Raw genomic sequence first — 20,113 nt, 5'->3', positions numbered from 1 at the left:
TCCACAGGGTTGACACCCTAAGGGCCCTCGCCCCACCATTGAAGTCCATGAACCGAACGATCGGTCGGTAGGGGGCACGCGATGGCGACAGTGGCGTACGGGACGGACGGGGCATCACGGCCCTCCGCAGCCTCAGGGCCTTCAAAGGCGCCCGGGGGACCCGAGGAGACGAGGCAGGCCGCCTTCGACGCCGCTGTGGCTGCGGACGAGCGGATCGAGCCGCGGGACTGGATGCCTGACGAGTACCGCGCCTCACTCGTCCGCCAGATGGCCCAGCACGCCCACTCCGAAATCATCGGAATGCAGCCCGAGGCGAACTGGATCTCCCGGGCCCCCTCTCTGCGCCGTAAAGCGATCCTGATGGCGAAGGTCCAGGACGAGGCGGGACACGGCCTCTATCTGTACAGCGCGGCCGAGACCCTCGGCACGGGCCGCGAAGAGCTGCTCGACAAGCTCCACTCCGGGCGCCAGAAATACTCGTCGATCTTCAACTACCCCACGCTGACCTGGGCCGACGTCGGCGCGGTCGGCTGGCTGGTGGACGGCGCGGCGATCACCAACCAGGTGCCGCTCTGCCGCTGCTCCTACGGCCCGTACGCCCGGGCCATGGTCCGGGTCTGCAAGGAGGAGTCCTTCCACCAGCGCCAGGGCTTCGAGCTGCTGCTCACCCTCAGCCGCGGCACACCGGAGCAGCATGCGATGGCCCAGGACGCCGTGGACCGCTGGTGGTGGCCGTCGCTGATGATGTTCGGCCCGCCGGACGACGAGTCGGCGCACTCCGCGCAGTCCATGGCCTGGAAGATCAAGCGGCACTCGAACGACGAGCTGCGCCAGCGCTTCGTGGACATCTGCGTCCCCCAGGCCGAGGCCTTGGGGCTCACCCTTCCCGACCCCGACATCCGGTGGAACGAGGAGCGGGGCCAGCACGACTTCGGCAGCATCGACTGGACCGAGTTCAAGGAAATCCTCAAGGGCAATGGTCCCTGCAACGAACAGCGGATCACCCAGCGGCGCCGGGCCCATGAGGAGGGCGCCTGGGTGAGGGAGGCGGCGACCGCGTACGCCGCGAAGACGGCAGCCGGTGCGGCGAAGAGCGCCGACGCCACAGAGCGAGGGAAGGCGCGCGCATGACCGCCACATCCGAGAACAGCCCGGCCGCCGGGGACTGGCCGCTGTGGGAAGTGTTCGTGCGCTCACGGCGCGGGCTGGCCCACACGCACTGCGGCAGCCTGCACGCTCCGGACGCGGAGATGGCCCTGCACCACGCCCGCGACCTCTACACCCGCCGGAACGAGGGCGTTTCGATCTGGGTGGTTCCCTCCACCGCGGTAACCGCCTCTTCGCCCGACGAGAAGGACTCGTTCTTCGAACCGGCCGGCGACAAGCCCTACCGGCACCCCACGTTCTACGAGATCCCGGAAGGGGTGCGGCACCTATGACAGCGGCTCTCGCCCTCGGCGACGACGCACTGGTCCTCTCGCACCGGCTGGGGGAGTGGGCGGGTCACGCGCCGGTGCTGGAGGAGGAGGTGGCCCTCGCCAACATCGCCCTCGACCTGCTGGGGCAGGCGCGGGTGCTGTTCTCCCTGGTGGGGGACGAGGACGAGCTGGCCTACCTCCGCGAGGAGCGCGCCTTCCGCAACCTTCAGCTCGTCGAGCAGGAGAACGGCGACTTCGCGCACACCATCGCCCGCCAGCTCTTCTTCTCCACCTACCAACACCTCCTGTACGACCGGCTGGCCGGCCGAAACGGGCCGCTCGCGCCGCTCGCCGCGAAGGCGGTCAAGGAAGTCGCCTACCACCAGGACCACGCCGAGCAGTGGACGCTGCGCCTCGGCGACGGGACAGCCGAGAGCCATGAACGGATGCAGCGGGGGGTGGACGCGCTGTGGCGCTTCACCGGCGAGATGTTCGAGCCGGTCGAAGGGGTGGACGTCGACTGGGCGGGCCTGGCCGACAGTTGGTCCCGCTCCGTGACGGAACTACTGTCGCGGGCCACGCTCTCCGTGCCGACCGGGGCGCAGACCGGGGCGTGGTCGGCGGGGGCTGGCAGGCAGGGCCTGCACACCGAACCCTTCGGGCGAATGCTCGCCGAGATGCAGCATCTGCACCGCAGCCATCCGGGGGCGACATGGTGACCACCACACCTCTCGAAGCGGAACTGCGCCGGCTCGCCGGAGCCGTCCCCGACCCCGAACTCCCGGTCGTGACACTGGAAGAGCTCGGAGTGCTGCGCGGCGTGGAGATCCTCGGCCCCGGCCGGGTCGCGGTCGAACTCACCCCGACCTACACGGGCTGCCCTGCCATCGAGTCGATGTCCTCCGACATCGAGCGGGTTCTCCACGAACACGGCATACCCGATGTTTCGGTGCGCACAGTGCTGTCACCGGCCTGGTCGACGGACGACATCAGCGCGGAGGGCCGGCGCAAACTGGCCGAGTTCGGGATAGCTCCCCCGCGCCCGACCGGCCCGGTCGCCCTTGCGCTGGCCATCCGCTGCCCCCACTGCGGTTCGACCGACACCGAGCTGCTGAGCCGGTTCTCCTCCACGGCCTGCAAGGCGCTGCGGCGCTGCGCCTCGTGCCATGAACCCTTCGACCACTTCAAGGAGTTGTAGATGTTCCATCCGCTCCGGGTCAGCGCGGTCGAACAGCTCACGGACGACGCCGTGGCCATCACCTTCGCCATCCCCGCTGAGCTGCGTGAGACGTTCCGGCACACACCTGGCCAGCATGTGGCCCTGCGCCGCATCGTGGGCGGCGCGGAGATCCGCCGTACGTACTCGATCTGCACCCCGGCGACCGAAGCCCCCGACGAACCGGTCGTGCGGGTGGGGGTGCGGCTGGTGGAGGGCGGCGAGTTCTCCACGTACGCGCTCAAGGAGCTGAGCGTCGGGGACACCGTCGAAGTCATGGAGCCGATGGGCCGCTTCTCCTTCGAACCGCGCGCGGGCAGGTTCGCGGCGATCGTGGGGGGCAGCGGGATCACACCGGTGTTCTCCATCGCTGCGACGCTGCTGGCCCGCGAACCGGATGCCCGGTTCTGTCTGATACGCGGCGACCGCACGGCGGCCTCCACGATGTTCCTCGACGAGGTCGCCGATCTGAAGGACCGCTGGCCGGACCGCTTCCAGCTGGTGACCGTGCTCTCCCGGGAGGAGCAGCAGTCCGGTCTGCCCTCGGGCAGGCTCGACCAGGAGCGGCTGACGGGACTGCTGCCGGAGCTTCTGCCGGTCGCGGATGTGGACGGCTGGTTCCTGTGCGGCCCGTTCGGTCTGGTGCAGGGCGCGGAACGGGCGCTGCACGGGCTCGGGGTGGCCAGGTCCCGTATCCATCAGGAGATCTTCCATGTCGACGACGGGAACCCCACCACCGCGGCACCCGCCGGGCCCGGACCTGCGTCGGCGGCTGTTCCCGCGCACAGCACGCTGACCGCCACCTTGGACGGCCGCTCGGGTACCTGGCCGGTGCGAGACGGGGATTCGCTTCTCGAAACGGTCCTGCGGAGCCGTTCCGACGCCCCGTATGCGTGCAAGGGCGGAGTGTGCGGGACGTGCAGGGCGTTCCTGGTCTCGGGTGAGGTGCGGATGGACCGCAACTACGCGCTGGAGCCGGAGGAGACCGAAGCGGGTTATGTGCTGGCCTGCCAGTCCCACCCGCTGACGCCGGAGGTGGAGCTGGATTTCGACCGCTGAGAGCAATCCCGATCCCTGCGTCGCCGGTGTTCCGCATCGCGGCCCGTTGCCCTAATCTGACGCCGCATCAGAAATGCGGGACAGGCTGAGCAGGTCGGCGCGGGAGGACAGGGCTGTGGACTTCACCTTCACCGAGGAGCAGCAGGCGGCCGTAGAGGCGGCAAAGGCGGTCTTCTCGGGCGTCGCGCCCGACGGAGTACCCAGCCCGGCACTCACCGCGGGCGCGGTGGCCGAGGACTTCGACCGGGCCCTGTGGGGCAAGCTGGCGGATGCGGATCTGCTGAGCCTGGTCCTGGCACCCGAGCACGGTGGGGCCGGGCTCGGGCCGATCGCGCTCTGTCTGGTCCTGCGCGAGTCGGCCCGCGTGCTAGCCCGGGTGCCGCTGCTGGAGACCAGCGCGGTGGCGATGGCCGTGCAGCGTTACGGCAGCGCGGAGTTGAGCGAAGCGATCCTGCCGGCTGTGGGCCGCGGCGAGCTGGTCCTCACCGTCGGCGCCAACGGGCGTACCGGCCACGATCCCGCCGAACTCGCTGTCACCGCACGGCGGGACGGGGACGGCGGCTGGGTGCTCGCCGGGATGCAGACCGGAGTGCCCTGGGCCCAGACCGCGGACCGGATCGCGGTACCGGCCCACACGCCCACGGGGAGTTCCGTACTCGCACTGATCCCCCGCGAGCAGCAGGAGCGCGCTGGGATGGGTGACAGTGGGAGTAGTAGCAGTGGGGGCAGTGGCAGTGGGACCGCCGGCGCTGCTGGAACCGCTGGGGTCACCCTGGCCGAGCAGATCTCCACCAGCGGAGAGCGCTTCGCGGAGGTACGTCTCGACTCCGTCCGCCTCGCCGACCACGATGTCATCGAGGCTGACGGCGCCTGGGAGTTCCTGCGTGATCTGCTGACCACCGGGACCTGCGCGCTCGCGCTGGGCCTGGGCGAGGGGGTGTTGACCATGACCAGCGCCTACACGAGCAAGCGGGAGCAGTTCGGCTTCCCGGTCGCCACCTTCCAGTCGGTCGCCGTCCAGGCTGCCGACCGCTATATCGACCTACGCGCCATGGAAGTGACGCTCTGGCAGGCGGCCTGGCGCCTCTCCACCAGCGCGGGGGGCCCGCTTCCCGCTGCCGGGGACATCGCCGTGGCCAAGATCTGGGCCTCCGAGGGCGTACGCCGGGTCGTCCAGACCGCACAGCATCTGCACGGCGGCTTCGGGGCGGACACCGACTACCCGCTGCACCGATACCACGCCTGGGCCAAGCAGTTGGAGCTCTCACTCGGCCCGGCCGCAGCCCACGAGGAGGCACTGGGCGACCTGCTGGCCACCCACCCACTGGGCTGAACCGGCACCTGTCGGCTCGCCCGGGGGCGTGGCCAGGGAGAGATTCAGGACAGATCCCCAGCGGCAGGCCCAGGGGAGGAGCAGCGGGGACCCAGGGGCCCAGGGGGAACCAGCGGGGTGTCAGTCAGACGACGTGCGCCGGGTGGTCGCCGTCCGTCACCATCGGGCGCCCCGCGCCTTCCCAGGCGAGCATGCCGCCGTCGACGTTCACCGCGTCGATGCCCTGCTGCACCAGGTACTGGGTGACCTGGGCGGAACGGCCGCCGACCCGGCAGATCACGAACGCCCGCCCGCCCTCGGCCACCGCCTCGGTCACCTCACCGAAGCGCGCCACGAACTCGCTCATCGGAATGTGCAGCGCCCCCTCGGCATGTCCGGCCTCCCATTCGTTGTCCTCCCGGACGTCGAGCAGCAGACCGTCGGCCGGTACCGCCGCGATATCCACCTGGGGCAGCGGGGCGAAATTCATGGATCATGCCTTCTCTCGTACATACACGGTGGGGGCCACCGGGAACGCTACTGCACCATCTCCGTCAGCTCGGCCTCACGCTCGGAGACCTGGGCGAGCAGCTGCTCCGCGATCTCCTCCAGCAGCCGGTCGGGGTCGTCGGGTGCCATCCGGAGCATCGCGCCGATCGCGCTCTCCTCCAGCTCGTGAGCGACCAGGGACAGCAGCTCCTTGCGCTGGGAGAGCCACTCCAGCCTGGCGTAGAGCTCGTCGCTCTCGCTGGGCTCGGCGGCCTCCTGGACCGGGCCGGCGGCCCACTCCTCGCCCAGCTCCCGCAGCCCGGCCTCGTCCCCACGCGCATAGGCGGCGTTGACGCGCGTGATGAACTCGTCACGCCGGTCCCGTTCCGCATCGTCCTGCGCCAGGTCGGGATGCGCCTCCCGGACCAGCTCGCGGTAGAGCTTGCGGGCCTCCTCGCTGGGACGTACCCGCTTCGGCGGCTGCACCGGCTGCTCGTTCAGCATGGCCTGCGCCTCTGGCGGCAGCCCCTCCGAGTCGATCCAGTCGTGGAACAGCTCGTCGACACCGGGCATGGGCAGCACCATGGCCCGTGCCTCCTGGGCCTTGGCCAGGTCCTCCGGGTCTCCACTGCGTGCGGCCCTGGCCTCGGCGAGCTGCGCGTCGAGCTCGTCCAGGCGCGCGTACATCGGGCCGAGTCTCTGGTGGTGCAGCCGGGAGAAGTTCTCCACCTCCACCCGGAAGGTCTCCACCGCGATCTCGAACTCGATCAGTGCCTGCTCGGCGGCGCGTACAGCTTTCTCCAGCCGCGCCTCCGGCCGCTGCTCGCCCATGGGCTGCCCGCTCTGGTCGTCGTCGTTCCGGGTGGTCGTGCCCCCGGTGGCATCCTCCGTCACCCGTCCAGCCTACGGGCGCCCCGGACCTCCCTGGTCACACTCCCGGCTCGGCGGCCATCCGCCCGCACCGCACCGCTGCCACCAGATCCGCGTGATCCGCCTCCGTACGGTCCGCGTAGGCCACGGCGAACGCGGCCACCGCCTCGTCCAGCTCCTCGTTCCTTCCGCAGTACCCGGCTATCAGCCGCGGATCCGCGCTGTGCGCATGGGCCCGCGCAAGCAGCGCGCCGGTCATCCGGCCGTAGTCGTCCACCTGGTCGGCCGCGAGAGCAGCCGGGTCCACGCTGCCCTTGCGGTTCCTGAACTGCCGCACCTGGTACGGCCTCCCCTCCACCGTCGTCCACCCCAGCAGGCTGTCGCTGACCACCTGCATCCGCTGCTGTCCGAGCACCACCCGGCGCCCGTGGTGCTCCGGCCGCCCGGACGGAAAACCGGCTGCGGGCAGGTACGGCAGCAGCGCCGAGGCCCGAGCCTCCTTCACCTGGAGCACCAGCGGCTCGTCCCGGTGATCGAGCAGCAGCACCACATACGAGCGGGTGCCCACGCTGCCGGTGCCCACCACCCGGAAAGCCACGTCATGGATCGCGTACCGCGCAAGCAGCGGAAGCCGGTCGTGCGGCAAGGTTCCGAGGTACTCAGCGAGCGACCCGGCCACCGTTGCCGCCTCCACGTCCGGAACCCGGCGCAGCACCGGGGGAGCGTCCACGAAGCGCCGGCTGCCGTCGCCGCACTCCTCCGTCGCCTTGGCGGCGAAACGCGCACTGGTGTTGCTGCGGGCCTTTTCGGAGACCCGCTCCAGCGTTCCGGCAAGATCGTGCGCGTCCGCGTGCGAGACCAGTTCCTCGTCGGCTATCGCGTTCCATGCGTCGTGCACCGGCAGCTTCGCCAGCAGCCGCATGGTGCGCCGGTAGGCCCCCACCGTGTCGAAAGCCGCCGCCCGGCAGGTGTCCTCATCGGCTCCGGCCTGCCGTCCGGCCAGCACCAGGGAGGCCGCCAGCCTCTTGAGGTCCCACTCCCACGGGCCGGTCTCGGTCTCGTCGAAATCGTTCAGGTCGATGACGAGGCGCCCCCGCGCATCGCCGTAAAGGCCGAAGTTGGCCGCGTGCGCGTCACCGCATATCTGCGCGGCCACCCCCGTGACCGGCGTACCCGCGAGGTCGTACGCCATCAGCCCCGCCGCACCGCGCAGAAAGGCGAAGGGGGTGGCGGACATCCGGGCCACCCGTATCGGCACCAGATCGGGCACCCGGCCCCGGTTCGACTCCTCGACCGCCTGGACCGCGTCAGGGCGTCTCCTGCCCGGGGCCAGTGCACCGTGGGAGGACCGGGGGACGCGGGCCCGCAACTCCTTGCCCACACCTTTCGGTGAACGCGGCTGCGGCGGCGGATGCGGGCCGGGCTGAGCACCGGCCGCGCGCCGCGCGAATCCGGCCACCGCCGGGATACGTACCTGGTCGTCCATGGAGCCCCCGCTCTCGATCAGCACCGGCGCTTTCGATCAACACCGACTGCCGACGACCGTACCGCCGTCAGCCAGAACCCGTTCAAGCCTGTGGACAACTGCCCGGTTGTGGACAACTCAGCTGTACAGCAGTGCGGTTCAGCGCGGGAGGGGGGCAGTTCGGTGCGGGAGGGGATGCGGTTCAGCGCGGGCAGAGGCGCGGTTCAGCGTGGACGAGGCGCGGGCGGAGGTGCTCCCCAGTCGACTCACACTCCCACCGCTTCTTCCAACTCCTCCTCCTCGGCTTCCTCCTCGACTTCCTCCTCGGCTCCCGCTTCGACTCCCACTTCGGCCTTCTCTTCGGCCGCCTCTGCTGCTGCCCCCTGCGGGGTCTCCACTGCCGGGACCGTCCACGCGACGTTCCGCGCGGCCGACCTCCGGCGGCCTGCCTCGACCAGCCCCGCAACACCCATCACGACCAGCCCCGCCAGCAGCCAGAAGGCCAGGACCAGCACGTTGCCGCCGAGGCCGTGGCCACCGAAGTACACATGGCTGCGCACACCCTCCACAAAGCCCGCGCCGTTCCAGAAGGCGTGCAGCGCACCGAAGAATCCGGGCTGCAGCTCGGGCCGGAAGATCCCGCCGGAACTCGTGAAGTTGAGCATCACGAACAGCACCATCACACCGAGCGTCGTCCACCGCTTCAGGAAGGTGTGCAGACCCACACCGACGAGCAGGATGCCTGCCGAGTAGATCCACGCCATGGCCCAGACCCCGAGGAGTCCGTGGTCGACCAGATGGAACACCGGCCCGGCGAAGGCGGCACCGATCGCGCTGACCACCAGTGAAGTCCCGAGTGCCAGCAGCGCCCTGATCCGCAGCGGAAGCACCCCTCCGGCTCCGCCGATCACCGCGACCGAGGCGTACGAGCCGATGCTCAGCGCGACCAGCAGGAAGAAGATGCCCTGTCCCGTAGGGTCACCGCTCGCTGTCGGCGCCACGTCGGTCACCTTGAGCGGTTCACCCTGCTGGGCCGCGACCTGCGTGAACACCTTCTCCACCGCCGTGGCCGTGGTGTCGGACGACGCCGAGGCGACGACCAGTTCGGGGCTCGTGCGGTTCGGCACGAAGGCGCCGTACACGTCCTGGTCCTTCAGCTGCTGGACCGCACTGCCGCGGTCCGGGACGGTACGGACATCCAGCGCACCATCACCCTTGTCGTGCAGCGTCTGCGCCAGCACCTGGGCGCTCGGCCCGGAGCCGACGACAGCGACCCGCAGTTCATGCGGCTGCGGAGAGTGGAACGCCCCCAGATACGCCAGGCCCATCCCGATGCACATCAGCAGGGGCGTGACGAGATGGCCGAGGACATGGCGCAGAGCAGCCCCCGTACTGACGGCACCGTTCGTGGGGCCTGCGGACATCGGACACCTCTCCTGCTGCGTGAGGACACTAGTTGGCTTTTACAACTTCTATTTGAGTTGTACTATACAACTAATACCTAGGAGGGCAAAACATGACCGGCAAAGACCCCCGGGACCACGACGCGTCCGTCGACACGATCCAACGCGAGCTGACGGCGTTCGCCCGGCGCGCCCGCGCTACGGCCGCCCGCCTCCACCCCGAGCTGCCCCTGGTCTCGTACACCCTGCTCGCGCACATCGACGACAGCCAGGGCTGCCGCGCGACCGATCTCGCGGCGCATTACATGCTGGACAAATCCACGGTCAGCCGCCAGCTCGCGGTGCTGGAGAAACTCGGCCTGGTCGAGCGGCGCCCCGCCGCCGACGACCAGCGGGTGCAGGTACTCCACCCCACCGAAGCCGGTACGAGAAAACTCGCCTCGTCCCAGGGCAGCCGGCGCGCGGCCGTTCGCGACCGGCTGGCGGACTGGACTGAAGAGGACCTCGACCGCTTCGCGACCTATCTACTGCGGTACAACTCGGCGGAGTTGAGCTGAGGACCGTCCCGCGCCTCCTGCCCGCGCCGAGCCACACCAGGTTGGAGCGGTCGACAGGTTGGGGTGGGGTGGGGTGGGGTGGGCCTGGTCAGAACTTGATCAGAAGGGCCTGATCAGCAGGGGCCGCCCGCACCCGGGAGGTGCGCCTCCGCCCACAGCCCGAGCTCCTTGAGAGCGGGCTCCAGCGCCTTGCCCGCCTCGGTCAGCCGGTAGGAGACGCGCAGCGGGGGGCCTTCGTCCACCTCGCGCACGAGCAGTCCTGCCGCCGCGAGCTCGGTCAGCCGGTCGGAGAGCATCCGCTCGCTGATACCGGGAATGGCCCGCCGGAGATCCGCGAAGTACACCGGCTGCTGCATCAGTACGGCCACGATCAGCCCGGTCCAGCGCTTGCCCAGCAGCTCGAAGACGCGCGTGATCGCTCCGCCGACCTGCTTGCACGCCCGCTCGCTGTGTTCCGCCATGCCCCCAGAGTACTGAGTACGGACCACTCCCGTGAGTAACTGCGGAAAAGTAAGGGACTATGCTTATGATAGGTACGCATGGATTTCAGGATCACGCCCCACTCACGCTTCACGCTTACTGGAGAACGACATGGCCACCCTTCTGCACATCGACTCCGCCGTCTTCCCGCAGGGCTCCGCGTCACGTGACGTCACCGCCGTCTTCGTGAACGCCTGGCGGGAACAGCACCCCGAGGGCGTGGTCGTCTACCGCGATCTCGCCGCTCACCCGCTGCCGCACCTGGACGCCGCCGCCGCGGCCGCGGGCGCCGATTCCCCCCTCCGCGCCGAACTCGCCAACGAGCTCGCCGAGGCGGACGCCGTGCTGATCGGCGCCCCGATGTACAACTTCTCGATCCCCTCGACCCTCAAGGCCTGGCTCGATCACGCGATCATCGCCGGCCACAACGGCGGCGGCGCGGACAGCCCGCTGGCCGGTACCCCGTTCACGGTCGTAGCCAGCCGCGGTGGCTCCTACGCTCCCGGAACTCCCCGGGAGGGCTTCGAGTTCGTCCAGAACTACCTGGAGAAGCTCCTCACGGCGATGTTCGGTGCCGAGGTCGACTTCATAGTCCCCGAGCTGACCCTGGCCGCTTCGCAGCCCGCCATGGCCGAACTCGTCCCGCTCGCCGAGACCTCTCGCGCCAGGGCACTCGACGAGGCGGCGTCGAAGGCCAAGGCACTTGCCGCGCGTTTCGCGGCCTGACGGACGGCACCGCCGGTCCGGCATGCACAGAGGCGGTACCCCACAGAAGCGGTGCCCCACAAAAGCAGTACGTACAGAGGCCGTACGCACCGGAACGGCAGACTCAGAACCCCCGCGCAGCTCACATCAGCCGCGCGGGGGTTTCACGTGAAACCCGAAGCCCCCCTGAGCCCCCGAGCCCCGAGCCCCTGAGCCCCCGACTCCGCGGAGTCGACTCAGATCACCTTCGGCGCCTGCTGAACGGAAGTCGCCGACTCCGACGCCAGAGTCACACCCGAAGGCTCCACCGACTCCACCAAATGTGCCGCACCCGCGGCCGCTTCCGGCTCGGAGGCGGGAGCGGTGCGAGCAGCCGGAGAAGCCGGCGAGGCCGTCCCGCCGCTCCCGTCGCTCCCGTCCTCCTTCATCGCCTTCGCCTCGCTCTTGAGAATGCGCATCGACTTGCCCAGCGCGCGGGCGGTGTCGGGCAGCTTCTTCGAGCCGAACATCACCATGACCACGATCGCCACGATGAGCAGGTGCCAGGGCTCCAGACCATTGCGGAGCATGTCCACCCCACCCTTCTTCTCGTCGGTCGACGGTTCGTACCGCCGGAAGCATCTTCAGGAAAGCTTGCTACATTGCGCAACTGTACAACCATGGGATGGGGCCGTTCGTCCCCTCTTGTACGGACGGACGAATGAAAGCGCGCAGATGAAAACGAGCGATCGGACCACACGCGGCAACGAGCGGATCCCCCGGCCCACACGCAGAGGGGCGAGGAACGGCGAGAAGAACACTGCCAACGACCACGCGAACCACGGGACGACGGGCCACGGAACAACGGGTCATGGGACAACAGGCCACGGACCGCCCCACCGAGGTGGCGCCCACGGCACAGTCCGGGGAACCAAGCGCCGGAAGCGCCAGAAGCGCAGTCGCGCACGGCTCCTGATCGCCATAGCCGTGGCCCTTCTGGTGCTGGCCACCGCGGGCGCCGGGTGGGTCTACCTCCGGCTGAACGGAAACATCAACTCCTTCAGCTCGGACGGAATCTCCGCCGACCGCCCCGCATCCTCGACCAAGGGCCAGAACGTGCTGGTCATCGGCTCGGACTCGCGCACCGGCGGCAACAGCGCCCTGGGCGGCGGCGACAAGAACGACGTGGGCCGCTCCGACACGGCGTTCGTGCTGCACGTCTACGCCGACCACAAACACGCGATCGCCGTCTCCATCCCCCGCGACACCCTCGTCACCATCCCGTCCTGCAAGCTGCCCGACGGCACTTGGACCAAGCCGCAGCCCAACACGATGTTCAACGCGGCCTACTCCGTCGGCCAGACCCTCAAGGGCAACCCCGCCTGCACCCAGAACACGGTGGAGAAGCTCACCGGTCTGCGCATCGACCACACCGTCGTCGTCGACTTCGAGGGCTTCTCGAAACTGACCGGCGTCGTCGGCGGCGTCCAGGTGTGCCTGCCGCAGAACATCTACCAGGGGGATCTCGACCCGAACCGCACCACCCGCGGCAAGCTCCTCTTCGCCAAGGGCGAGCAGAGCGTGTCCGGGCAGAAGGCGCTCGACTACGTACGGATCAGGCACGGAATCGGTGACGGCTCCGACATCGGACGGATCAAACGCCAGCAGGCCTTCGTCTCCTCCTTGATCAAGAAGGTGAAGGACGACGGGTTCACGCCCACCAAGCTGCTGCCCCTCGCCGATGCTGCCACCCATTCGCTGACCGTCGACCCGGGACTCTCGACAGCCGACAAGCTGCTCTCGTTCGTGATGTCGCTGAAGAGCATCGATCTGCACAACACCAAGTTCGTCACCATCCCCTGGCGGTACCAGGGTGCGCGCGTCGCGATGGTCGAACCGGCCGCGAGCGTCCTCTGGTCCGATCTGCGGGCCGACCGGACGATCGACGGCAAGGACGCCAGCGGCAAGGACCACAAGAACGGCAAGAACCCCTCCCCCGCCCCCTCGACGACACCGAGCCCCGCAGGGCCCGTCTCCGGCGCCGGAATCGCCGTCACCGTCCAGAACGGCACCACCGTCACCGGCCTCGCGGCCCGCGCCGCCCAGACCCTCAGGGACCACGGCTTCACCATCGACGGGACGGCGACGGCCGGCACCCAGGACCACACATCCACCGTCATCACCTACGGGCCCGGCCGGCGGAGCGGAGCCGAGACCGTGGCGAGGCTCTTCGTGGGAGCGACGGTCCAGGAGGCGGACGCCGCCGCCGGTACGCAGAGCGCCGGGATCACCGTGACGCTGGGCCAGGTCTACGCCGACAACCCCTCAGCAACGCCGAGCAGCGACCCCGCAGCGGCGTCCGGAGCGTCCTCCCCCTCTTCGCTGCCCTCCTCCGTGGCATCCGGCGCCCGCTCCGCGGCCGACGGACCGTGCAGCAACGTGTCCTACGGATGAGACACGGCCTGCGGATGAAACACGTCCCGCGGACGAGCGGCCCAGGCCGCCGGCACGGGGCCCAGCCGGTGACGGGCAGCCGACCAGCACCGTGAACCGTCAACTCGCTTACGTGCGGCGGCTGTCCTGCCGGCAGCCGTCGTACCGCCGGCCGTCGTACCGGCGCCTGGCCGTCCCGAGCCCCCACGCGTACAGGCCGAGCACCACCACGAGCAGCGGATAGTAGAGCGCGGGCAGCGCCGCCATGCCCAGCAGCGGCCCCAGCGGCGAGAGCGGGAGCAGCAGTCCGGCGGTGGCGAGAGCGGCCGCCGCCCAGCGGACCGGACTGGTCCCGCCGCGTTCGGCGGCCCGGCGCCCCGTACGCAGCAGGAGCATCACCAGCGACTGGGTCAGCAGGTTCTCCACGAACCAGCCGGAGTGGAACACCGTCTCGCTGTCCGGGCCTCCGGGGCCGTGCACAGCCAGCGCCAGCACACCGAACGTCGCGAGGTCGGCGACCGCGTTGAGCGCGCCGAACCCGGTGATGAAGCGGAGGAAGTCCCGGGAGCGCAGGGTGGCGGGGCGGCTCAGCACCCCGGGGGCCGGCCGGTCGTAGGCGAACGCGAGCTGCGCCGCGTCGAAGCAGAGGTTCTGCACCAGCACCTGCGCCGGAAGCATCGGCAGGAACGGCAGCAGCAGACCGGCGGCGAGCATCGCGATGACGTTGCCGAGGTTGGACGAGAGCGTGATGCGCAGATACGTCGCGATGTTGCCGCTGCTGTGGCGTCCGGCCGTCAGCGCGTGTTCGACGGCCGAGAGGTCCTTCGCGTGCTCGGCGAGCACCACATCCGCGCCCTCCCGCGCCACGTCGACCGCATCGCGCGGGCAGATCCCGACATCCGCCGCGTGCAGGGCGGGCAGATCGTTGACCCCGTCACCGAGGAATCCGCAGACGCGGCCGTCGGCCCGGAGCGCGCGGACGATCCGCGCCTTGTGCTCGGGGGTGCAGCGGGCGAAGACGGCCGTGTCACGTACCGCCGAGGCCAGTTGGCCGTCCGTGAGCGCGTCCACGTCCCTGGCGGTGAGCACGGTCCCCGGTTCGAGCCCCAGCTCCTGGCAGGCACGGGCAGCGGTACCGGGGTGGTCGCCCGTGACAACCTTCACCGTCACGCCCATCCCGGCGAGCGCGGGCAGCGCGTCAGCGGCGCTCGGCACCAGCGCGTCGCGCAGGGTCACAAAGCCGCGGAAGCTGAGGCCACGCTCGTCGGCAGCGGTGTACGCCCGCTTGCGCGCCGGGCGCTCGGCGGTCGCGACGGCCAGCAGCCGGGCCCCGTTCCGTACGTGCTCGCCGGCCGCCGCGAGCAGCCGCTCCCGCTCCGCCGCGTCGAGCGCGCACCGCTCCAATACGTTCTCGACAGCGCCCTTCACCACGAGGGTGTCGACGCCGAGCCGGCCGGGACGGCGTACGACGGCGGTCGCCATGCGCCGCACCGGATCGAACGGCAGCGCGGCGATCCCCTCGTACGGCAGGAACTCCTCGCCTCCGGAACCGCCGAAGCCTCCGGAACCACTGGAGCCACCTGAACCACCGAAGCCACCTGAATCGCCGGAACCACCGGACGCATCGAGCAGCGCCTCGTCGAGCGGGTCGGGGGCGGGCAGGTCGGCCAGTTGGAGGGTCCACCAGGCATTGACCGCGGCCCAGTGCAGCACGTCGCGGTCGTCCGCGCCGTCCGCGTCCAGCGCCCGGTCGACAACGGGCAGGTCCTGGGTGAGCGTTCCCGTCTTGTCCAGGCACAGCACATCCACCGCGCCCAGATCGTGCAGCGCCGGCAGCCGTTTGACGATCACCCCGTGGTCGCGGGCGAGCAGGGAGGCGCCGCGCGCCAGACAGCTCGTGACGATCACCGGGAGCATCTCGGGCGTCAGCCCGACCGCCACAGCGACCGCGAACGGCAGCGTCTCCAGCCCCCGCCCGCGCAGCGCCGCGTTCGCCATCAGCACCAGCGGCGGAGTGAGCAGCATGAACCGGATCAGGATCCACGAAATACCGTGCACCGACCGGTCGAAGGCGCTCGGCCCGCGCGGCCCGGCCGCCCCGTGCCCGGCGGCGAACCTCGTCAGCGCCCCCGTCGCCACCACGACGCCGCTGCCGCTGCCCGAGACGACGCTGCTGCCCTGGAAGCAGAGATGCGCACGGTCGAACCCGGTGTCGCCGGACGCCTGCACGGGGACAGACACGGGGACAGATGCGGGGACAGATACAGACACGGGGCCGGACACCGGGACAGACACGGGGCCGGGCGGGGGGACAGACAGGCGACCGGATACCGGAACATCGGCGGCCGACTTGGCGACCGCGGCCGACTCCCCCGTGAGCACCGCCTGGTTCACGCTCAGACCGACGGCCCGCAGCAGCCGCAGATCGGCGGGCACCAGATCGCCGGGGCCCAGCCGGACCACGTCGCCTGGCACCAGCTGGTCGACCGGAACCTCACGGGCCACCGGAGCCGCGTCGTCCGATGAGCGCCGCAGCACCGTCGCCGTACTGGCCACCAGCTCCCGCAGCGCAGCCATCGAACGGTCGGCGCGGTGCTCCCCCGCGGAGCGCAGCGCACAGCTCACCACCACGAGCGCGGTGATCACACAGGCGGTACCCCACGCCGCGACCAGCGACGACACCACACCGAGGCAGAGCAGCACAGCCGTGAAGGGGTCCCGGACGCTGCGCAGGAACCGTACGAACCACGGAACCGGCCGCCGGGCCGGCAGGGTGTTCTCGCCGAACTGCCGCAGCCGTGCGTCGGCCACCGCGTCCGTCAGCCCGCGCGGGCCGCTGTCCAGGGCGCGCAGCACCTGGAGCGAGGTCAGCGCGCCCAGATCCGGTACAGCGCCGTCGGCCGCCGGAACGCCGTCCGCCACCCGCACGGCCCGGACGGAGACCCCGGAACCGGGCTCCGGGGCCGCGGCGGCCTCAGGTGCCTGTCCCACGGAGGTGACCCACCCCGGGAATCCCGCCACCGGCACGGTCGGCCAGCTGGCCGACCACGAGCCGTACGACGGTCACGACGTCGGGGTCGTCGACGAAGTACACCTGCCGCCGCCCCTCCCGCCGGGAACGCACCAGACCGGCCAGTTTCAGTTTCGTCAGATGCTGGCTCACCGCGGGGAGCGCACCGCCCACCCGCTCGGCCAGGCCGCTCACATCGCTCTCGCCCTGTGCCAGCGCCCAGACGATGTGCAGCCGCGCCGACGAGGCGAGCAGACCGAACGCGGCGGCCGCTTCCGCGAGTACCTCGGCGGAAGGATCCGGGAACCTCTCGACGCCTGCCGCCACTTCGCCTTCCCCCACCGCTGGACCACCTTGCGTACCGCACCAGTCTAGGTCGCGGGGAACCACAGCATTTGCGTCCGGGCCCCGGCACCACTTAGCTTATCGGTACGAAACTGTTTCGTTTTACTAGAGCTTTGCTGGAGTGGGTATGCCGCAGCCCGAATCCCGAAGAACACGGCTGTCGCCCGAGCGGGAGGCAGAGATCTTCACCGCCACCCTCGACCTGATCCGCGAAGTCGGCTACGAAGCCGCCCGCCTCGACACCGTGGCGCAGCGCTCCCAGTGCAGCAAGGCCACGCTCTACCGGCGCTGGCAGGGAAAGCCCCGGCTGGTGTCGGAAGCGCTCCGGCACGGCAAGCCGTTCACCCTGGCCGGGCTGGACACCGGATCCCTGCGGGGGGATCTGTACGAGATGACCTCCCGCATCGGGAAGGCCAGAAAGGACCACGCCCTGATGCGCGGCATCGCCCTGGCCGTCCGGCAGGACTCCGCCCTGGCGGACGCGATGCACGAGACGCTGGTGCGGCCCGACCTGGAGGCCGCCCGGGGGATCGTGGACCGCGCCATCGCCCGCGGAGAGGTCGATCCGGCGAATCCGGCCCTCGCCTTCTTCCCCCACCTCATCCAGGGTGCGGGCTTCGCCCGGCTGGTCTTCGACCAGCGCGAGCCCGACGCCGACTACCTGCGCCGCTACGTCGACGCCGTCGCCCTCCCCGTGCTGCTCCGGGAGATCGACAGCAGCGCCACAGATACCTCTTTGAGGAGTACCACATGAGTTCCGCACCCGCCGACGTGGCCGTCGGCACCATATCCCCACCGGCCGCGCCACCAGCCCCATCGGCGTCGCCACCCCCGGCGCACCGCTGGTGGGCCCTCGTGGTCATCGGCCTCGCGCAGCTGATGGTGGTGCTGGACGCCACCATCGTGAACATCGCACTGCCCTCGGCCCAGCAGGACCTGGGATTCTCCAACGACGACCGCCAGTGGGTCGTCACCGCCTACTCGCTGGCCTTCGGCAGTCTGCTGCTGCTCGGCGGACGGCTGGCCGACCTCTTCGGCCGCAAGACCACCCTGCTGATCGGGCTGATCGGCTTCGCCGCCTCCTCCGCGCTGGCCGGAGCCGCGGGCGGCTTCACCATGCTGGTAGTGGGGCGTGCGCTCCAGGGCGCGTTCGGCGCGATGCTCGCGCCGTCGGCGCTGTCACTGCTGACGACGACCTTCACCGATCCGAAGGAACGCGGCCGCGCCTTCGGGGTGTTCGGGGCGATCGCCGGATCCGGCGGCGCGGTGGGACTGCTGCTCGGCGGGGTGCTCACCGAGCACCTGAACTGGCGCTGGACGCTGTACGTCAACCTCGCCATCGCCGTACTCGCGGTGGCCGGGGCGCTGCTGTTCATCCGGCGGCCCGCACCCGCCCAGCGCCCCAAGCTGGACCTGCTGGGCACCCTGCTGGTCTCCAGCGGGCTCTTCTGCATCGTCTACGGCTTCTCGAACGCGGAGACGTACACCTGGAGCGACCCGATGTGCTGGGGCTTCCTGGCGGGCGGTGTCGTCCTGCTGCTGGGCTTCATCGGCTGGCAGACCAAGGCCGTACACCCGTTGCTGCCGCTGCGGGTCTTCGCCGACCGCAACCGCAGCGCGTCGTATCTGATGGTGTTCGCCACCGGCGCCGGAATGTTCGGGATCTTCCTCTTCCTGACCTACTACCTCCAGCAGATCCTGCATTACACACCGGTGAAGACCGGGCTCGCCTTCCTGCCGATGATCCTGATGCTCATGCTGCTGGCGCAGCTGTCCATCAACCTGCTCATGCCGAAGATCGGCCCCAAGATCATGGTGCCGATCGGCACCCTGTTCGCCGCGGGCGGCCTGGCCTGGCTGACCAGGATCGACCTGTCCAGCAGTTACAGCGCGGACATCCTGCCGCCGCTGCTGCTGATCGGCGCCGGTATCGGCATGGTGATGCCCCCGGCCATGTCGCTGGCGACACTCGGCATCGCACCCGCCGACCAGGGGGTCGCGTCCGCGACCGTCAACACCATGCAGCAGGTGGGCGGTTCCATCGGCACCGCGCTGTTCTCCACCATGGCGACGACCGCGGCCGGCGACTATGTGAAGGACCACGGCACCTCCAAGCCGGCCCTCGCCGAAGCCGCCGTGCACAGCTACGCCACCGTCTACTGGTGGGCCGCCGGCCTGTTCGCGATCGCCTTCCTGATCGCGATCTTCCTCTACCGCAAGGGCCGTCCGATGGCGGCCGCACCGGCACCGGCAGGCGCGAAGGCCCCCGGGTCCCCGCACTCCCTCGAAAAGGCCGCCGTGACGCCGCAGGACCGGCCGACCGCGGAAATCCCGGTCGCCGACGTGCCCGCGGGCCCCGCGCAGACGAGCGTGCGGGGACGGGTACTGGGTGAGCACGGCGCTCCGGTGGCGTCGGCGGTGACGCTCATCGACCAGACCGGCCGCCAGGTCGCACGGGCCGTACCGGCCCCGGACGGCTCGTACGCCCTGTCCGCCCCGCCCGGCAGGTACGTCCTGGTCGCATCGGCGCCGGACTGCCGGCCCAGGATCAGCGAACTCGTCGTGGGCACGGAGCCCGTCGACCACAACGTCCAGCTCGCCGGGACCGGCGGACTCTTCGGCACGGTCAGCGGGGCGTCCGGGCCCATCGGCGGCGCACTGCTCGTCGTGACGGACGCGGAAGGCAGTGTGGTCGACTCCACCATCTCGGCCCCGGACGGCGGCTACCGGCTGCCCGCGCTGCCCCCGGCCGCGTACACCCTCACCGCAGGGGCGGAGGGCCACCAGCCCTACGCCGCCCTGATCACGGTGACCGGCTCCGCGCCCACCCGCCACGACGCGGTCCTCACGGCCGCCGCGACGGTACGGGGCACGGTGCTCGGGCCGCAGGGTGCGCCGGTGAACGACGCCCTGGTCACCCTGCTCGACGCGGCGGGCAACGTCGTCGGACGGCACACCACGGGCCCGGACGGCGTCTACACGTTCACGGGTCTCACCGGCCTCGACTACACCGTGATCGCCGCGGGCTACCCGCCCGCCGCGTCCCAGATCACCGTCCCCTCCGAGCCCCAGGACGGCTTCGACGTTCTGCTGGGGCACTCGGACTGACCCGGAATCCGGGGCGGCGGCACGGCCTCCGAGCCGCCGCCCCATCGGCCGTCATTCCTGAGACATATGACATGCGAAAAGCGGAACGGCCCGCATCATGATCATGATGCGGGCCGTTCCGTTGGTGATACTGAACACCTTCACCGGTGTCCGATGATGGTGCGCGAGGGGGGATTTGAACCCCCACGTCCCTAAGGACACTGGCACCTGAAGCCAGCGCGTCTGCCGTTCCGCCACTCGCGCAAGTGGTGTATCCGAGGCTCT

General features: G+C 70.3%; 19 protein-coding genes and 1 tRNA gene. 11 read left to right on the top strand and 9 right to left on the bottom strand.

Annotation, left to right across the window (positions count from 1 at the left end):
* Positions 1–81: 81 nt before the first annotated feature.
* The 6 genes from paaA (at position 82) to OHB13_RS18865 (ending at position 5,026) form a co-directional block, all read left to right on the top strand.
* Positions 82–1,131 carry a 1,2-phenylacetyl-CoA epoxidase subunit PaaA gene (gene paaA / locus OHB13_RS18890; RefSeq protein WP_405753107.1) on the top strand — a complete coding sequence of 350 codons (1,050 nt, stop codon included), beginning with the start codon at positions 82–84 and terminating at the stop codon, positions 1,129–1,131.
* Positions 1,128–1,439, top strand: a complete 312-nt coding sequence (gene paaB / locus OHB13_RS18885) for a 1,2-phenylacetyl-CoA epoxidase subunit PaaB (protein WP_266855183.1) — start codon at positions 1,128–1,130, stop codon at positions 1,437–1,439. The genes paaA and paaB overlap by 4 nt, the downstream gene beginning before the upstream one ends.
* Positions 1,436–2,137 (top strand): 1,2-phenylacetyl-CoA epoxidase subunit PaaC, encoded by a 702-nt coding sequence (paaC, locus tag OHB13_RS18880; protein WP_328377881.1) that lies wholly within the window; start codon positions 1,436–1,438, stop codon positions 2,135–2,137. The genes paaB and paaC overlap by 4 nt, the downstream gene beginning before the upstream one ends.
* Entirely contained in the window at positions 2,131–2,616 is a 486-nt protein-coding gene (gene paaD / locus OHB13_RS18875; protein WP_328377880.1) for a 1,2-phenylacetyl-CoA epoxidase subunit PaaD, read from the top strand. The genes paaC and paaD overlap by 7 nt, the downstream gene beginning before the upstream one ends.
* Complete coding sequence (locus OHB13_RS18870) at positions 2,617–3,693, top strand: 2Fe-2S iron-sulfur cluster-binding protein (RefSeq protein ID WP_328377879.1); 1,077 nt, start codon at positions 2,617–2,619, stop codon at positions 3,691–3,693. It abuts the gene before it with no gap.
* A 115-nt stretch (positions 3,694–3,808) separates the two neighbouring features.
* Positions 3,809–5,026, top strand: a complete 1,218-nt coding sequence (locus OHB13_RS18865; RefSeq protein ID WP_328377878.1) for an acyl-CoA dehydrogenase family protein — start codon at positions 3,809–3,811, stop codon at positions 5,024–5,026.
* A gap of 124 nt (positions 5,027–5,150) precedes the next feature.
* Here OHB13_RS18865 and OHB13_RS18860 read toward each other — a convergent pair whose 3' ends face one another.
* From OHB13_RS18860 to OHB13_RS18845, 4 genes are all read right to left on the bottom strand, one after another.
* Positions 5,151–5,495 (bottom strand): rhodanese-like domain-containing protein, encoded by a 345-nt coding sequence (locus tag OHB13_RS18860; RefSeq protein WP_328377877.1) that lies wholly within the window; start codon positions 5,493–5,495, stop codon positions 5,151–5,153.
* Between the two features lie 47 nt (positions 5,496–5,542).
* Positions 5,543–6,388 carry a hypothetical protein gene (locus OHB13_RS18855; RefSeq protein ID WP_405753100.1) on the bottom strand — a complete coding sequence of 282 codons (846 nt, stop codon included), beginning with the start codon at positions 6,386–6,388 and terminating at the stop codon, positions 5,543–5,545.
* A gap of 34 nt (positions 6,389–6,422) precedes the next feature.
* Entirely contained in the window at positions 6,423–7,850 is a 1,428-nt protein-coding gene (locus tag OHB13_RS18850) for a DUF2252 domain-containing protein (RefSeq protein WP_328377876.1), read from the bottom strand.
* A gap of 245 nt (positions 7,851–8,095) precedes the next feature.
* On the bottom strand, positions 8,096–9,253 hold the full coding sequence (locus OHB13_RS18845) for a hypothetical protein (protein WP_328377875.1): 1,158 nt from the start codon (positions 9,251–9,253) through the stop codon (positions 8,096–8,098).
* A gap of 92 nt (positions 9,254–9,345) precedes the next feature.
* Between OHB13_RS18845 and OHB13_RS18840 the strand changes: the two genes are divergently transcribed.
* The gene (locus OHB13_RS18840) at positions 9,346–9,789 is read left to right on the top strand and encodes a MarR family winged helix-turn-helix transcriptional regulator (protein ID WP_328377874.1); all 444 of its coding nucleotides are present in this window, start codon (positions 9,346–9,348) and stop codon (positions 9,787–9,789) included.
* Between the two features lie 113 nt (positions 9,790–9,902).
* Here OHB13_RS18840 and OHB13_RS18835 read toward each other — a convergent pair whose 3' ends face one another.
* Entirely contained in the window at positions 9,903–10,250 is a 348-nt protein-coding gene (locus OHB13_RS18835) for a winged helix-turn-helix transcriptional regulator (RefSeq protein WP_328377873.1), read from the bottom strand.
* 130 nt (positions 10,251–10,380) lie between these two features.
* On the opposite strand from OHB13_RS18835, the gene OHB13_RS18830 reads away from it, so the two are divergent.
* Positions 10,381–10,995 carry an FMN-dependent NADH-azoreductase gene (locus OHB13_RS18830; protein WP_266855194.1) on the top strand — a complete coding sequence of 205 codons (615 nt, stop codon included), beginning with the start codon at positions 10,381–10,383 and terminating at the stop codon, positions 10,993–10,995.
* 215 nt (positions 10,996–11,210) lie between these two features.
* Here the strand turns inward: OHB13_RS18830 and tatA are convergent, their stop codons facing one another.
* A complete protein-coding gene (tatA, locus tag OHB13_RS18825) occupies positions 11,211–11,543 on the bottom strand; it encodes a Sec-independent protein translocase subunit TatA (RefSeq protein WP_328377872.1) in 333 nt (110 codons plus the stop codon).
* 145 nt (positions 11,544–11,688) lie between these two features.
* Between tatA and OHB13_RS18820 the strand changes: the two genes are divergently transcribed.
* Positions 11,689–13,407 carry an LCP family protein gene (locus tag OHB13_RS18820; RefSeq protein WP_443062955.1) on the top strand — a complete coding sequence of 573 codons (1,719 nt, stop codon included), beginning with the start codon at positions 11,689–11,691 and terminating at the stop codon, positions 13,405–13,407.
* Between the two features lie 108 nt (positions 13,408–13,515).
* On the opposite strand, the gene OHB13_RS18815 is transcribed toward OHB13_RS18820, so the two are convergent.
* A complete protein-coding gene (locus OHB13_RS18815) occupies positions 13,516–16,377 on the bottom strand; it encodes an HAD-IC family P-type ATPase (protein WP_443062954.1) in 2,862 nt (953 codons plus the stop codon).
* A complete protein-coding gene (locus OHB13_RS18810) occupies positions 16,361–16,723 on the bottom strand; it encodes an ArsR/SmtB family transcription factor (protein ID WP_266860874.1) in 363 nt (120 codons plus the stop codon). The genes OHB13_RS18815 and OHB13_RS18810 overlap by 17 nt, the downstream gene beginning before the upstream one ends.
* A gap of 145 nt (positions 16,724–16,868) precedes the next feature.
* Between OHB13_RS18810 and OHB13_RS18805 the strand changes: the two genes are divergently transcribed.
* Positions 16,869–17,495, top strand: coding sequence for a TetR/AcrR family transcriptional regulator (locus OHB13_RS18805; protein WP_328377871.1), 627 nt, complete (start codon positions 16,869–16,871; stop codon positions 17,493–17,495).
* On the top strand, positions 17,492–19,849 hold the full coding sequence (locus OHB13_RS18800; protein ID WP_328377870.1) for a DHA2 family efflux MFS transporter permease subunit: 2,358 nt from the start codon (positions 17,492–17,494) through the stop codon (positions 19,847–19,849). Before OHB13_RS18805 ends, OHB13_RS18800 begins: the two co-directional genes overlap by 4 nt.
* A 157-nt stretch (positions 19,850–20,006) precedes the next feature.
* Here the strand turns inward: OHB13_RS18800 and OHB13_RS18795 are convergent.
* A tRNA-Leu gene (locus OHB13_RS18795) sits at positions 20,007–20,092 on the bottom strand.
* Positions 20,093–20,113 lie beyond the last annotated feature (21 nt).

Origin of the sequence: Streptomyces sp. NBC_00440 (assembly GCF_036014215.1) — a bacterium.
Classification (GTDB): Bacteria; Actinomycetota; Actinomycetes; order Streptomycetales; family Streptomycetaceae; genus Streptomyces.
Note: the sequence above shows the minus strand (reverse complement) of the source record. Positions and strands in the feature narration are given on the sequence as shown.